Genomic DNA, 12,770 nt, shown 5'->3' on the forward strand with positions numbered 1-12,770 from the left:
CCGTAATATACTATGGCTCGCGTTCGCATTAAAGCAGCGCGCGTCTAACAAACTCTATTCCAAGTTTCTCTAAATCCATCGCCAGCCACGTCATCGGCAAACACTGTCATCACCCCCATGCGGCTGATAAAGCGTTGCTGGCCCGTCATGCCGCCAAAGCCATTCCGCGAATTGACGGTGCCGCAAACAACATCGTTGTGCACTGTCATTGCGCTGAAATCAGCGGAAGATGGATCGCGCAAACGCTTCTTTACGTCTGTTTCCGCCATCATAAGGCGATAGGCATTGCTTGGGCCGGTGCTAGCAAGATGCGTGAATGTGGGCGTCGGCTGAGGTTTAGGTGGATCGCCAGCCAAGCCCGTGGCTTGCGCCACAAACAACAGAACAACAACGCCGCCTATGATGGCGATCATCGGCACATCTCGCTTAGTGTTGTTTGCCACGTCCCACGCTCCATTCACCCGCTAGCCGGGCAGTTGGTCGCGCACGAGCGTGAGCAGTGCGCCTCCCGTATTTACGCGAGGCGCTATTGTATTCCGGGAGCCACCCGACAAGGCGGCTCACGCTCACGCAAAAATGCGGCCACCCCTCACGACCAAGATTGGGGTGGCATCGTCGGCTTAGATTGACGGGTGATGGCGGGCAAGAGAAAGGTAGCGCTATGCGCCACGCCATCATCCTCCCCTTGCTCGCCCTTTGCGCCTGCAATTCCGAAAGCCGGAACGCCACGCGCGAATTGGAAATGATCTACAAAGCAAATGGCTCAGGTGATGAAAAATGCGCTGCGAAAGGAAAGCTGGCAAATGCCTATCTGCATGAAGGAAATCAAAAAGAGTACGAGAATGCCAAGCTAACAGCGGATATTTACTGCCAAGGCGTTAGCTTGGATAAACAGGCGGCAGGATACTAACGTACAATTTCCCAAAGCTGCCAGAACCCCGCCGCGCCTTCCGTTGATCGCGCGCGGCCCAATTCGCGCTGACGGCGCAAGGCGCACGCTACGCGCCTGCCCATGCTGTTGAGCGTGGCCGTATCCGCCACAAGCCCGCGCTCCACCACCATGCGCTCTGCGATCTCTCGCGTAGTCATGGGCTGGCGTGCCGTGCGCAGGATGGACAGCACAACCCGCGTCATTTCCCCGCGCTTGCTCCAGTCGGCAGGAGGGCGGAATACCTTGGGCTTGATAGTCTCTACGGCCATATTCGGTGCGACAATGCGCAGCGTGGCGTCCACATGCTCTAAGTCTAACGCCAAGGCTCTAAGCCGTTCGTGCGTGCGCTCTATCTCGCCTGCTATCTCGGCTCGCTTTTTTGCTAGGCCTTCCACCATGTAATCTGTCATTCTGAACTCCATAGGAGAGTGGAATGACCGCAGATCAAGATGCCCTAGGCGCTATTGTCGAGTTACTTGGCTTAGTATGCGCAAGCGCGTGAGGCTCCGCTTTAGCAATGCAGAAAGCTGGCTTATTAAGCCGTGAAAGCTCACTGGAACAAGTCAAGCTTTTTCGCCAAATGGCGCAAGTTTATGAGACTCGCCAATCTGCCCCAAACTACGCCGCTCAGCTTCACGCCGTCGCATTGTCTCTTGAACAATAGCATCATCAAGGCCAGGAACCTTGATATCATCTCTGGCTAAATCTTTGAACATACGGGCATTGTAGCACGAAATGCAAATGCACTCCATAGGCCTACATACCGTATCGCGGGCGGTTACGTCTGTCTTTTGTTTGGTGCATTTGCTACATAATGCCGAGCGCCTCCGCGGCATCGAGCGGCGGCAGGATGCCGGGAAGGCAGGCCGCCATCAGCGACTTGCCGGCACCGGGCGGACCGACGAACAGCAGATTGTGGCCGCCGGCCGCGGCAATCTCCAGCGCGCGCTTGGCCGTCTCCTGCCCCTTCACCTGGCGCAGGTCGGGGCCGTGGAAGCCCTCCTCCGCCTCGCCCGGCTGCGGGGTGGAAAGCAGGCCGTGGCCCTTGAAGTGGTTGAGCAGCGAGAGGACGTCCGTGGGCGCCAGCACCTCGATGGAGCCGGCCCAGGCCGCTTCCGCGCCTTGCGCGGCCGGGCAGATCAGGCCCTTGCCCTCCTCCGACGCATGCAGCGCGGCGAGCAGCACGCCCGGCGACGGGGCGACCCGGCCGTCCAGCCCCAGCTCGCCGACCACCACGAATTCGGCCAGCGCTTCGGCGTCGAGCACGCCCATGGCGGCGAGCAGCCCGAGGGCGATCGGCAGGTCGAAATGGCTGCCTTCCTTGGGCAGGTCGGCCGGCGACAGGTTCACCACGATGCGCTTGGGCGGCAAGGACAGGCCCATGGCGGCGATCGCCCCGCGCACGCGCTCGCGGCTTTCCGCCACCGCCTTGTCGGCCAGGCCGACGAGGTTGAAGGCGGGAAGCCCGGCGATCAGCTGCACCTGCACCTCGACGGCGCGCGCCTCCAGCCCGAGATACGCCACTGTCGAGACGCTTGCGACCACCTTGCCCCACCCCTGTTCGATGGCGTGGGTAGCGCCATTCTCCGGAAGCGCCAGCCCTCTTCCTCCACTCCGTTCGTCCTGAGCCGGCACCGAGCGCGAGCGAAGTGCCGTATCGAAGGGCTGCTTTCGCCCGGGTGATGGTTCGATACGCATCCTCGCTGCGCTCAGCCGCTACTCACCACGAACCGGTGGAGCGGGTGAGGGCGCCGCTTGCTTCGCCCGCCCTCCCGCCCCACTTGCTGCTCCATGAAGCTGCGCCAGGAACATCCTGCCCTTCGCACCGCCTTTCTCGCGCTCGGCGTCGTGCTGCTGATCGGGGCGGCGGTGCTCGGGCCGCTGCCCGGCCCGGGCGGCATCTTCCTGTTCGCGGGCGGGCTCGCGCTGATCCTGCCCAACTCGCGCTGGGCGATGCGGCGCTTTGCCCGGTTCAAGCGGGCCTGGCCGCGGGTGGGCGGGCTGCTCGACCGCACCATGCGGCGGCCGAGCGCGCGGCGGCGGCGCCAGCGGGCGCTGACACCGCGTTGACTTTTGCGCCCTCCCCTTTTATGCGCGCCTCATCCGGTCGTCCTGTGTGGGCGGCCCTTTTCTATTCTGACGATCAGGGAATGAATCATGAAGCGGACCTTTCAGCCGAGCAACCTGGTGCGTGCGCGTCGCCACGGCTTCCGCTCGCGGATGGCGACGGTGGGCGGCCGCAACGTGATCCGCGCCCGTCGCAACCGCGGCCGCAAGAAGCTGTCGGCGTAAGCGAGCCGTCCGTCGGCCCGCGGGCCGACGTGGTCACGCTGACCAAGCGGAAGGATTATCTGGCGGCCAACGCCGGGCGTCGCGCGCCGATGCCCGGCTTTGTGTTGTTGATGCGCCCGCGCGCCGATGGCGACCCAACGGTGCGCATCGGCTACACCGTGACCAAGAAGATCGGCAATGCGGTGATCCGCAACCGCTTCAAGCGCCGCCTTCGCGCGCTGGCGGCCGAGCTGCTGCCGACGGCGGGCGTGCACGGGGCAGACCATGTGCTGATCGCGCGAGCCGGGGGGATCGAGCGCGATTTCTCCGCCCTGCGCGACGAACTCGCCAAGGCGCTGCGCAAGGTAGGCCGGTGATCGCGCGGCTGCTGATCGGCGTTGCGCGCTTCTGGCAGCGGTACCCGTCCGTCGTGCTGCCGCCCAGCTGCCGCTATCAGCCCAGCTGTTCCGCCTATGCAATCACCGCCGTGGAACGCTATGGCGCGGCCAAGGGGGGCTGGCTTGCGATCAAGCGAATCGCGCGCTGCCATCCTTTTGGCGGCCATGGCCCCGATCCGGTGCCCTAAGCCTTCGAACAGGAAGCGTTTGTGAAAGAAGACCAGAAGAACTTTCTCCTGTTCGCGGTGCTCGCGGCGATCATCCTGATCGGCGGGCAGCTGATCGCGAGCCGCTTCGCGCCCGCCAATCCGCCGGTGACGAAGATCGAAGGCGGGAAGACCAAGGTCGTGCCCAATCCGGGCGCAGACCCCACCGCCGATACCGCCGGCGCGATCCGCGATCGCCGCCAGGTGCTGGCCGAAGCGCCGCGCGTGGAGATCGACACGCCGACGCTGAAGGGCTCCATCAACCTGAAGGGCCCGCGCATCGACGACCTGGTGCTCGTCCAGTACAAGGAAACGATCGCCAGGGACTCGGCGCCGATCCGCCTGTTCTCGCCCTCGGGCACGCAGGACGCCTATTTCGCCGGCTTCGGCTGGGCGGGCAACGGCCTCCAGCCGCCGAGCGCCGACACCGTGTGGCGCGCCAGCGGCACTGCGCTGACCCCCTCCACCCCGATCACCCTGGACGCCGCCAACGCCACCGGCCAGCGCTTCCGCATCCAGATCGCGGTGGACGAGGATTACCTGTTCACCGTGCGCCAGACGGTGCTGAACGCCGGCCAGCAGCCGGTGCAGGTCGCCAGCTACGGCCTGGTCAACCGCGCCGCCAAGTCCAAGGACGTGGACGGCTGGACGGTGCAGGTCGGCCCGATGGCGGTGGAGAACAATTCCGCCAATTACGACATCAACTGGACGGACGTGGACAAGGAGCCGCAGCGTTTCTCCGCGACCACGGGCTGGCTGGGCTTCACCGACAAATACTGGCTGACGGCGATGATCCCGGAACAGGGCCACAGCTTCGACGGCCAGTTCCGCACCACGCCGCGCCAGGGCTACCAGGCCGACTTCTCGGGCGCGCCGGTCGCGCTGGCACCCGGCAAGGCGGTGACGCAGACCACGCGCCTGTTCGCCGGCGCCAAGGAAGTCGCGCTGCTCGACCGCTACACCGACAAGCAGGGCCTGACGATGCTGGACTACGGCATCGACTGGGGCTGGTTCCGCATCGTCGAGAAGCCGATCTTCTATTATCTCGACTGGCTGTTCCGCCTGACCACTAACTTCGGCGTGGCGATCATCCTGCTGACGATCACCATCCGCCTCCTGCTGTTCCCCATCGCGCAAAAGCAGTTCGCGTCCATGGCGAAGATGCGCGTGCTGCAGCCGAAGATGAAGGCGCTGCAGGAGAAGTACAAGGACGACAAGGCGCGCCAGCAGCAGGAGATCATGAAGCTGTACAAGGAGGAAAAGGCCAATCCGCTGGCCGGCTGTCTCCCCACCCTGCTCCAGATCCCGATCATGTATGCGCTCTACAAGGTGCTGCTGCTGACGATCGAGATGCGCCACCAGCCGTTCGTCGCCTGGATCAAGGACCTGTCCGCACCCGATCCGCTGACGCCGCTCAACCTGTTCGGCCTCCTGAACTTCACCCCGCCGCACATGATCGCCATCGGCGTGGTGCCGATCCTGCTGGGCATCAGCATGTATTTCCAGTTCAAGCTGAACCCGCAGCCGATGGACGAGGCGCAGAAGCAGGTCTTCGCGATCCTGCCCTGGGTGCTGATGTTCGTGATGGCGCCGTTCGCGGTGGGTCTGCAGGTCTACTGGATCACCTCCAACACGCTGACCATCCTGCAGCAGCGCATCCTCTATGCCCGGCATCCGCAGCTCAAGGTGGCGGCGGCCAAGTGAGCGAGGACAAGCCCGCCTTTGACGAGGAGATGCTGGAGGCGGCGCGCAAGCTGTTTGCCGGGCCGGTCGCGTTCCTGAAGTCCGCGCCCGCGCTCCAGTTCCTGCCCGATGCGGACGTGCCGGAAGTGGCCTTTGCCGGCCGCTCCAATGTCGGCAAGTCGTCGCTGCTGAACGCGCTGACCGGCCGCAACGCGCTTGCCCGCACGTCCAACACGCCGGGGCGCACGCAGGAGCTGAACTTCTTCGACGTCGGCGAGCCGCGCCAGCTGCGGCTGGTCGACATGCCCGGCTATGGCTTTGCCAAGGCACCGCCGGCGGTGGTGAAGAAGTGGCGCTTCCTGGTGAACGACTATCTGCGCGGGCGGCAGGAGCTGAAGCGCACGCTTGTCCTGATCGACGCGCGCCACGGCATCAAGGACGTCGATCGCGACATCCTCGGCATGCTCGACAAGGCCGCGGTGAGCTATCGCCTCGTCCTGACCAAGGCGGACAAGATCAAGCCGACGGAGCTCGAGACGGTGGTCGCGCAGACGGCCGAGGAAGCCCGCAAGCGGCCGGCCGCGCACCCGGACATCCTCGCCACCTCCAGCGAAGCCGGCTGGGGTGTGGCCGAGCTGCGCGCCGCCGTGGCGGAGTCGATTACTTGACAGCAGTCAACCCGTACTGAATATTTCGCTGCGGGTGGCAACGTTCGGGAGAAATACCATGCGGAAACGGATGATATTCGGTGCAGCTATCGGTCTCGTTCTCCTTCCTCTCGCAGCACAGGGGCAGACGCCACCGCCGGCTACTTCGGGCCGCAGCCCCGCTTCAGCGTCCGTTCCGCGAATAACGTTCACCGCGCGCGCTCTGGATTATGCGCGCTTGCCGACGTTTGTCGAAGATGTTGGCTATCAGCGGAACTATGAACAGGCGCAAAGTTTCGGGCGCTGTATCTCGACGATCAGCGGCAACCGGGCGCGATCCCTGTTGCGTACCCAACCGAACAGCAACGCGGAACGGATCGCCTTGGGTCAGCTCGGCGCCTTCGCGATGGGCTGCGGTCCCGGTGGGTATCGCCTTTTCACGGCCTTCGTGCGCGGTGGCATCTCCGAAGCCTTGTATCGTCGAACGCTCGGCACGGGTTCGACGTCGCCTGCGACCCCGACCAGGGTTGCGCAGTTCCGGGCGGCGGAAAGCAGCCGTGTAGCACCTGCCCTGTCCGATGATCGTTCTTATACCATGCTGGCCCAATGTCTCGTCAGCCACGCTCCGCAAGCTACAAAGGGGTATCTGTTCAGCACGGTAGGAAGTCCGGGCGAGCTTGCCGCATTGAACTTCCTGATTGGCGCCGCCACGGGTTGCACAGACGGCAAGCTTCTCCCGGCAGACGCACCGCGTGCCTTCCTCCGTTCGTACATCGCGGAAGCCGCCTATCGCTGGACCACCTTCGAAACCGGAAATGGTCAGACAGGGTGATCTTGGCCAACCGCGTTTCGAGAAGCCGCCGCTCTTTCGCCGGAAAGAGCGACGGCCGGAACGCTCCTGACCACATTGCCGGACGCGTCGGAAGCCCGTAACGTCTCGCGTCATGAAGCTCATCATCGGCAACAAGGCCTATTCCTCCTGGTCGCTACGCGGCTGGCTTGCGGTGCGCCAGTCCGGGCTGCCGTTCGAGGAAGTCGTCGTTCCGCTGTACGACGAGGAATGGGACCGGCGCCGGCAGGGCGACGAGTTCGCGCCCTCTTCCGGCAAGGTGCCGATCCTGTGGGATGGCGACGCGGTGGTCTGGGACAGCCTGGCCATCGTCGAATACCTTGCCGAGAAGAGCGACCGTCGGCTGTTCTGGCCGGACGACGACGCCGCACGCGCCATGGCGCGGTCCATGGCGGCGGAGATGCATTCGGGCTTCACGGCGCTGCGCCGCAAGCACAGCATGAACATCCGCCAGGTCTATTCGCCGCGCCAGCCGGACGAGGACGTGCTCGCCGATCTCACCCGCATCATCGAATTGTGGGCGCAGGCGCGCGCACGCTGGGGCAATGGCGGCGACTTCCTGTTCGGCGCGTTCGGCGCGGCGGACATCATGTTCGCGCCGGTGGTCACCCGCATCGTCACCTACTCGCTGCCCGCGCCGCGCTTCGCCCTTGCCTACATGCAGTCGGTGCTGTCCCACCCGTTCCTGCAGGACTGGATCGCCGCGGCCCAGGCGGAGGACTGGGTGATCGAGAAATACGAGCAACCCACCGCTGCCCAGTGACGGCCCTCGCCCTCGTCCTTGCCTCGGGGAAACACAGGTAACCGGCATGATCGATCCCGTGGCGCTCGCCACCGACCTCCTCGCCTGCACCAGCGTGACGCCGGCGCGTGGCGCCGTGTTCGACGTGGCGGAAGCGGCCTTGGTGCCGCTCGGCTTCACCGTCGACCGCTTCGTTGCCGGAGCGGCGCCGGACGGTCCGGTCGAGAACCTCATCGCGCTGCGCGAGGGCGACGGGCCGCACCTCGCCTTTGCCGGCCATCTCGACGTGGTGCCGCCCGGGGAAGGCTGGACCAGCGCGCCGTTCGCGCCGGAGGTGCGCGGCGGTCTGCTCTACGGGCGGGGCGCGGTGGACATGAAAGGTGCAATCGCCGCCTTCATCGCCGCCGCTTCCCGCAGCCGCGCCGGCACCACCAGCCTGCTGCTGACCGGCGACGAGGAAGGGCCCGCGACTTTCGGCACGCCCGCGATCATCGAGCGGATGGCGGCCCGCGGGCTGCGGCCGGACCTGTGCCTCGTGGGCGAGCCGACCAGCGTCGACCGGCTCGGCGACACGATCAAGATCGGCCGGCGCGGCTCGGTGAACATCGGGATCGAAGTGGCCGGACGGCAGGGCCATGTCGCCTACCCGCACCTGGCCGACAATCCCATTCCCCGGCTGGTGCAGATCCTTGCCGCGATCGAGCGCGTGGTGCTGGACGAGGGCACCGACTGGTTCCAGCCGTCCAATATCGAGATCACCGACCTGGAGGTCGGCAATCCGGCGCACAACGTGATCCCGGCGCGGGCCGCCGCCCGGATCAGCATCCGCTTCAACGACCGCCACCGCGGAGAGGCGCTGATCGAGCGCATTCGCGCACTGGCGACCGAACAGGCACCGGGCGCGCACGTGACGGGACGGGTTTCGGGCGAGGCGTTCCTGACCCGGCCTGGTGCCTTCTCGACGCTGCTGTCGGACGTCATCCATGCGCACACCGGGATGAGGCCCGAGCTGTCGACCAGCGGCGGCACCTCCGACGCGCGCTTTCTCGCCGCCTTGTGCCCGGTGGTGGAGTTCGGGCTGATCAATGCGACCATGCACAAGCTGGACGAAGCGGTCGCCATCGCCGACCTCCTGCAACTGACCGACATCTACGCGGACCTGCTCGCCCGTCTGGCGGCCTCCTGACCGGCTAGCGCGCGCGCCAGATGCGCAGGCGCGTCGCCGCCGGCTTGCCGCCGGTGTTCGGACCGCAGCGCTCGTAGCGAAAGCGCGTGTCGAGGCACAGCCACAGCTCGTCCAGCCAGCCCTTGGTCGTCGTGGTGACGCGGACCGCCTCGGCCGGCACGCCCGGGTTGGCGGTGGCAAAGGCGCGGGCGAACGCGCCCACGGTCAGGTTCGGCTGGCGGGAAAGCGCGTCCATGTCCGGGTAGCGCAGCGCGCGGTAGAGCCGGCCCGAACGTGCGAAATAGCTCGCGGGCGTCTCGCGCGGCATGCAGGTGCCGTGCTTGGCCCATTCGTGCTGGAGCAGCTGCGCGGACGGCGTGCTGCACAAATGCTCGCGGATCACCGACTGCGGCACCAGCGGCGTGGCGGCGCAATATTGCGGCCAGTCCTTGCCCACGCCGTCCGGCCACAATCCGTGCAGCGTGAAGCCGAAGCGGTTGCCCCCGCCGCACTCGAAACGCTGCGCCGCGTCACGCCCCTTGCCGTAGCAGAATTGCGGCGCCCAGGTGAGCGCCAGCGTGTAGCTGCCGATCGGCAGGCGTCGCACCGGCTGGCTGGCGCTCGGCAGGTCCGGCCGGGGCCGCGGCACGCGCGCGGGCACGTCGCAGCGCAGCGCCTGCGCCTCGGCGAGCGACGGTGCAAGCAGCGCGGCGGCGGCGAGCAGGAGGCGCGGGATCATGCGCCTGCCTCCTCTTCCAGCGGTTCGTCCCCGAACTCGCCCAGCCATTCCTGCGCATCGGGCCGGAACAGGAAAGCGACCGCGATCACCCGCAGCACGGTAATGGCGATGCCCAGCAGCCCGAGCGCACCGAGCGCCAGGGTGCCGCGCACGGCGCCAAAGCCCAGCGCCGCGACGGCAATGGCGGTCAGCACCACCGCGATCCACTTGGCGACGAGGCTGGCGCGCCGGGCGACGAAGAACCACAGAAGCAGCGGCACGACCACGCCCACCCCGGTCGCGGCCGGCAGCAGCCAGGGGCCGAACTGCGCCGCCACCGTCGCCTGGGTGGCCTGGGTCGACTGCCAGGACAGGATCGTGTTGAGCACCTGCAGCGCGAAGGCGGCGCCGTAGAGCTGATCGAAGCGGACGATGGACGGCGGACGCATGCGGTTTCCCCTGACAGGCAGCGCGGGTGATAGCGGCGGCTCAGGCGGCCGTGAAGTCCAGCCCGATATCGGCGGCGGGGGCCGACTGGGTGAGCCGGCCGACGCTGACAAAGGTGACGCCGGTCTCGCCGATGGCGCGGATCGTCTCCAGCGACACCCCGCCCGACGCCTCGGTGTGCACGCGGCCGCCGACCAGCGTCACCGCGCCGCGCAGTACGGGGGGCGGCATGTTGTCGAGCAGCAGGTGCGTCGCCCCGGCGGCGAGCGCCGGCTCGATCTGTTCCACCCGGTCGACCTCCACGATGATCCGCTCGATACCGGCGGCCACCGCGCGGCGCACCGCCTCCTCCACCGTTCCGGCGACCGCGACGTGATTGTCCTTGATCATCGCCGCATCCCACAGGCCCATGCGGTGGTTGGTCGCCCCGCCCATCCGCGTGGCATATTTCTCGAGCCGCCGCAGGCCGGGAATGGTCTTGCGCGTGTCCAGCAGCGTCGCGCCGGTGCCGAGCAGGCGATCCGCATAGGTGCGGGTGAGCGTCGCGATGCCGGACAGGTGCTGCACCGTGTTCAGTGCGGACCGCTCGGCCGTCAGCAGCGCCCGCGCCTGTCCCTCCAGCCGCATCAGCGGCGTGCCGGGCGAGATGCGCTCACCGTCCGCCACCAGCCGCTCGATCCGCACCTCGGGATCGAGATGGCGGAAGAACGCCTCGGCGATCTCCAGCCCGGCCACGGTGATCGCGTCGCGGCTGTCCATCACGCCGGTGAAGCGCGCGTCCGCCGGGATGACCGCGGCGGAGGTGATGTCGCCGCCCTGCCCCAGATCCTCGGCCAAGGTGGCGGCGACGAATGCGTCGATGTCGAAGCCGGGGATGGTCATGCGTCGTCCTCCACCCACTCGCTGCGCGGAATGCCCTGTGCGTGGAGCAGCGCCGTCAGGTCGCCATGCTCGATGCGCGCCGCGGCTGCCGCCGCCACCACCGGCTTGGCATGAAAGGCGACGCCGAGCCCCGCCGCGCGGATCATCGGCAGGTCGTTGGCGCCGTCGCCCACCGCCAGCGTCTGTTCGGGCGACAGGCGGAGTTCGGCGCTGGCCTCCCGCAACGTCTCCAGCTTGGTCTGCGCGCCGACGATCGGCCGCGCCACCGTGCCGGTCAGGCGGCCATCCTCAATCAGCAGGTCGTTGGCGATCACGCGGTGGAAGCCCAGCCGCTCGCCGACCGGCCGCGCAAAGCGGGTGAACCCGCCCGAAACGAGGATGCAGGTGGCGCCGCGCGCGCGCATCGTCGCGATCAGCGTGCGCGCGCCCGGCGTCAGCGTCACCCGCTCGGCAAGGCAGCGGTCGATCGCGCTTTCGTCCAGGTCCTTCAGCAAGGCGACGCGCGCATCGAGCGCGGCCTCGAAATCGAGCTCGCCGCGCATCGCCCGCTCCGTCACGGCGGCGATCTCGGCCTTGATGCCGGCATAATCGGCCAGTTCGTCGATGCACTCCACCGTGATCATGGTGGAGTCCATGTCCGCGACCAGCAGCCGCTTCTCGCGGTGCGCGGCGGGCTGCACGACCACGTCCACGTCCGCCATCCCCTCCAGCGCGGCGCGTGCCGCGGCCAGGCCCTGCGCGAAGCCGATATCCGCCGCCTTGCCCGTATCCAGCGCCAGCAAGCCCTGCGGCGCGCAGCCCGCGGCGGCCAGGCGCTCCTCCGCCTCGCGCGCGGCAGTGTCGCCGAGCGTTCCGGCTGCTATCAGCGTTGCGATGAACAAAGGGCACCTCCCGAGACTGGCGCTCATTGCAGGGCCGACGGCCAGCGGCAAGTCCGCACTCGCGCTGGCGCTGGCGGAGCGGCACGACGGCGTGGTCATCAATGCCGACAGCGCGCAGGTCTATCGCGACCTGCGCGTGCTGTCCGCGCGGCCCTCGCCGGAGGAGGCCCGCGCACCCCACCGCCTGTTCGGCTATGTCGATGGCGCGGACAGCTGCTCGGCGGCGCGCTGGGCGGGCGACGCGCGGGCAGAGGTCGCCGCCGCCCACGCCGCGGGCAAGCTGCCGATCCTGGTCGGCGGCACCGGGCTGTACCTGCGCACGCTGCTCGACGGCATCGCGCCGGTGCCGGAGATCGATCCGGCGGTGCGCGCGGCGGTGCGCGCGCTGCCGGTCGCCGAGGCGCATGCGGCGCTTCGGAACGAAGACCCCGCCGCCGCTGCACGGCTTGCGCCCGCCGACACGACACGCGTGGCGCGCGCGCTCGAGGTGGTGCGCTCGACCGGACGGACGCTGGCGGCGTGGCAGGCCGCGCGCGAGGGCGGCATCGGCGGCGCCGTGCACCTCGCCGCCGCGATCCTGCTGCCCCCGCGCGACTGGCTGTTCGAACGCTGCGACCGGCGGCTGGCCGCGATGTTCCGCGAAGGCGCGGTGGGGGAAGTCGCCGCTTTGCTCGCGCGTCGCGATGTAGCGGAGGACGCCCCGGTGCGCCGCGCGATCGGGGTGCCGGAAATCGCCGCCATGCTGGCCGGAACGATCACCGACGAGGAGGCGCTCGCCCGCGCCCGGCTGGCGACGCGGCAATATGCGAAGCGGCAATTCACCTGGTTCCGCAACCAACCGCCGTCCGAATGGGTGCGGACGAGTGCTACAGAAAGTTGCGATCAAATGCCCGCAATTGAAAGTTTATTGCTCGAAAAGGGTTGACGCACGCAATGCCGCTCTCTAGGC

The 12,770-nt window shown here is 67.4% G+C and carries 17 protein-coding genes and 1 pseudogene; 11 read left to right on the forward strand and 7 right to left on the reverse strand.

The genetic code is table 11. The features are described from left to right. Positions 1 to 44 precede the first annotated feature (44 nt). Positions 45 to 443: a hypothetical protein gene (locus tag DVW87_RS17735; protein ID WP_147276207.1), complete on the reverse strand. Its 399-nt coding sequence runs from the start codon at positions 441 to 443 to the stop codon at positions 45 to 47. A gap of 218 nt (positions 444 to 661) precedes the next feature. Between DVW87_RS17735 and DVW87_RS17740 the strand changes: the two genes are divergently transcribed. Beyond that, on the forward strand, positions 662 to 910 hold the full coding sequence (locus tag DVW87_RS17740; RefSeq protein ID WP_147276208.1) for a hypothetical protein: 249 nt from the start codon (positions 662 to 664) through the stop codon (positions 908 to 910). Here the strand turns inward: DVW87_RS17740 and DVW87_RS03755 are convergent. Further along, positions 907 to 1,341, reverse strand: coding sequence for a hypothetical protein (locus DVW87_RS03755; protein ID WP_114687049.1), 435 nt, complete (start codon positions 1,339 to 1,341; stop codon positions 907 to 909). The genes DVW87_RS17740 and DVW87_RS03755 overlap by 4 nt on opposite strands. 403 nt (positions 1,342 to 1,744) lie before the next feature. Next, a pseudogene (locus DVW87_RS03760) lies at positions 1,745 to 2,476 on the reverse strand (magnesium chelatase domain-containing protein); the annotation flags it as partial. A 246-nt stretch (positions 2,477 to 2,722) separates the two neighbouring features. On the opposite strand from DVW87_RS03760, the gene DVW87_RS03765 reads away from it, so the two are divergent. The 9 genes from DVW87_RS03765 (at position 2,723) to dapE (ending at position 8,914) form a co-directional block, all read left to right on the forward strand. Further along, positions 2,723 to 3,001, forward strand: a complete 279-nt coding sequence (locus DVW87_RS03765; protein WP_114686390.1) for a hypothetical protein — start codon at positions 2,723 to 2,725, stop codon at positions 2,999 to 3,001. Between the two features lie 87 nt (positions 3,002 to 3,088). Next, entirely contained in the window at positions 3,089 to 3,223 is a 135-nt protein-coding gene (rpmH, locus tag DVW87_RS03770; RefSeq protein WP_066813008.1) for a 50S ribosomal protein L34, read from the forward strand. 29 nt (positions 3,224 to 3,252) lie between these two features. Beyond that, a complete protein-coding gene (gene rnpA / locus DVW87_RS03775; RefSeq protein WP_420822315.1) occupies positions 3,253 to 3,579 on the forward strand; it encodes a ribonuclease P protein component in 327 nt (108 codons plus the stop codon). Further along, complete coding sequence (yidD, locus tag DVW87_RS03780; RefSeq protein WP_114686391.1) at positions 3,576 to 3,788, forward strand: membrane protein insertion efficiency factor YidD; 213 nt, start codon at positions 3,576 to 3,578, stop codon at positions 3,786 to 3,788. The genes rnpA and yidD overlap by 4 nt, the downstream gene beginning before the upstream one ends. Before the next feature lie 21 nt (positions 3,789 to 3,809). Then, positions 3,810 to 5,510 carry a membrane protein insertase YidC gene (yidC, locus tag DVW87_RS03785; RefSeq protein ID WP_114686392.1) on the forward strand — a complete coding sequence of 567 codons (1,701 nt, stop codon included), beginning with the start codon at positions 3,810 to 3,812 and terminating at the stop codon, positions 5,508 to 5,510. A 29-nt stretch (positions 5,511 to 5,539) separates the two neighbouring features. Then, positions 5,540 to 6,157, forward strand: a complete 618-nt coding sequence (gene yihA, locus DVW87_RS03790) for a ribosome biogenesis GTP-binding protein YihA/YsxC (RefSeq protein WP_114687051.1) — start codon at positions 5,540 to 5,542, stop codon at positions 6,155 to 6,157. A gap of 217 nt (positions 6,158 to 6,374) precedes the next feature. After that, complete coding sequence (locus tag DVW87_RS17745; protein WP_147276209.1) at positions 6,375 to 6,968, forward strand: hypothetical protein; 594 nt, start codon at positions 6,375 to 6,377, stop codon at positions 6,966 to 6,968. A 112-nt stretch (positions 6,969 to 7,080) separates the two neighbouring features. After that, on the forward strand, positions 7,081 to 7,749 hold the full coding sequence (locus DVW87_RS03795; RefSeq protein WP_114686393.1) for a glutathione S-transferase family protein: 669 nt from the start codon (positions 7,081 to 7,083) through the stop codon (positions 7,747 to 7,749). A 46-nt stretch (positions 7,750 to 7,795) separates the two neighbouring features. Next, on the forward strand, positions 7,796 to 8,914 hold the full coding sequence (dapE, locus tag DVW87_RS03800; protein ID WP_114686394.1) for a succinyl-diaminopimelate desuccinylase: 1,119 nt from the start codon (positions 7,796 to 7,798) through the stop codon (positions 8,912 to 8,914). A gap of 4 nt (positions 8,915 to 8,918) precedes the next feature. On the opposite strand, the gene DVW87_RS03805 is transcribed toward dapE, so the two are convergent. The 4 genes from DVW87_RS03805 to serB are packed head-to-tail and all read right to left on the reverse strand — an operon-like array spanning position 8,919 to position 11,821. Next, positions 8,919 to 9,632 (reverse strand): ribonuclease T2 family protein, encoded by a 714-nt coding sequence (locus tag DVW87_RS03805; RefSeq protein ID WP_114686395.1) that lies wholly within the window; start codon positions 9,630 to 9,632, stop codon positions 8,919 to 8,921. After that, positions 9,629 to 10,060 carry a hypothetical protein gene (locus DVW87_RS03810; protein ID WP_114686396.1) on the reverse strand — a complete coding sequence of 144 codons (432 nt, stop codon included), beginning with the start codon at positions 10,058 to 10,060 and terminating at the stop codon, positions 9,629 to 9,631. Before DVW87_RS03810 ends, DVW87_RS03805 begins: the two co-directional genes overlap by 4 nt. A 40-nt stretch (positions 10,061 to 10,100) precedes the next feature. Then, complete coding sequence (nadC, locus tag DVW87_RS03815; protein ID WP_114686397.1) at positions 10,101 to 10,940, reverse strand: carboxylating nicotinate-nucleotide diphosphorylase; 840 nt, start codon at positions 10,938 to 10,940, stop codon at positions 10,101 to 10,103. Beyond that, positions 10,937 to 11,821 (reverse strand): phosphoserine phosphatase SerB, encoded by an 885-nt coding sequence (gene serB, locus DVW87_RS03820; RefSeq protein ID WP_114686398.1) that lies wholly within the window; start codon positions 11,819 to 11,821, stop codon positions 10,937 to 10,939. Before serB ends, nadC begins: the two co-directional genes overlap by 4 nt. Between serB and miaA the strand changes: the two genes are divergently transcribed. Further along, on the forward strand, positions 11,814 to 12,746 hold the full coding sequence (gene miaA / locus DVW87_RS03825; RefSeq protein WP_114686399.1) for a tRNA (adenosine(37)-N6)-dimethylallyltransferase MiaA: 933 nt from the start codon (positions 11,814 to 11,816) through the stop codon (positions 12,744 to 12,746). The genes serB and miaA overlap by 8 nt on opposite strands. Positions 12,747 to 12,770 lie beyond the last annotated feature (24 nt).

It is taken from the genome of Sphingomonas aracearum (genome assembly GCF_003345355.1).
GTDB lineage: Bacteria > Pseudomonadota > Alphaproteobacteria > Sphingomonadales > Sphingomonadaceae > Sphingomonas > Sphingomonas aracearum.

Bases quoted from the DNA above. Each gene is read 5' to 3' on its own strand.
- DVW87_RS17740 (WP_147276208.1), top strand. From the start codon at position 662: ATGCGCCACGCCATCATCCTCCCCTTGCTCGCCCTTTGCGCCTGCAAT.
- DVW87_RS03755 (WP_114687049.1), bottom strand. From the start codon at position 1,341: ATGACAGATTACATGGTGGAAGGCCTAGCAAAAAAGCGAGCCGAGATA.
- DVW87_RS03765 (WP_114686390.1), top strand. From the start codon at position 2,723: ATGAAGCTGCGCCAGGAACATCCTGCCCTTCGCACCGCCTTTCTCGCG.
- rpmH (WP_066813008.1), top strand. From the start codon at position 3,089: ATGAAGCGGACCTTTCAGCCGAGCAACCTGGTGCGTGCGCGTCGCCAC.
- yihA (WP_114687051.1), top strand. From the start codon at position 5,540: ATGCTGGAGGCGGCGCGCAAGCTGTTTGCCGGGCCGGTCGCGTTCCTG.
- DVW87_RS03795 (WP_114686393.1), top strand. From the start codon at position 7,081: ATGAAGCTCATCATCGGCAACAAGGCCTATTCCTCCTGGTCGCTACGC.
- dapE (WP_114686394.1), top strand. From the start codon at position 7,796: ATGATCGATCCCGTGGCGCTCGCCACCGACCTCCTCGCCTGCACCAGC.
- DVW87_RS03805 (WP_114686395.1), bottom strand. From the start codon at position 9,632: ATGATCCCGCGCCTCCTGCTCGCCGCCGCCGCGCTGCTTGCACCGTCG.
- DVW87_RS03810 (WP_114686396.1), bottom strand. From the start codon at position 10,060: ATGCGTCCGCCGTCCATCGTCCGCTTCGATCAGCTCTACGGCGCCGCC.
- nadC (WP_114686397.1), bottom strand. From the start codon at position 10,940: ATGACCATCCCCGGCTTCGACATCGACGCATTCGTCGCCGCCACCTTG.
- miaA (WP_114686399.1), top strand. From the start codon at position 11,814: ATGAACAAAGGGCACCTCCCGAGACTGGCGCTCATTGCAGGGCCGACG.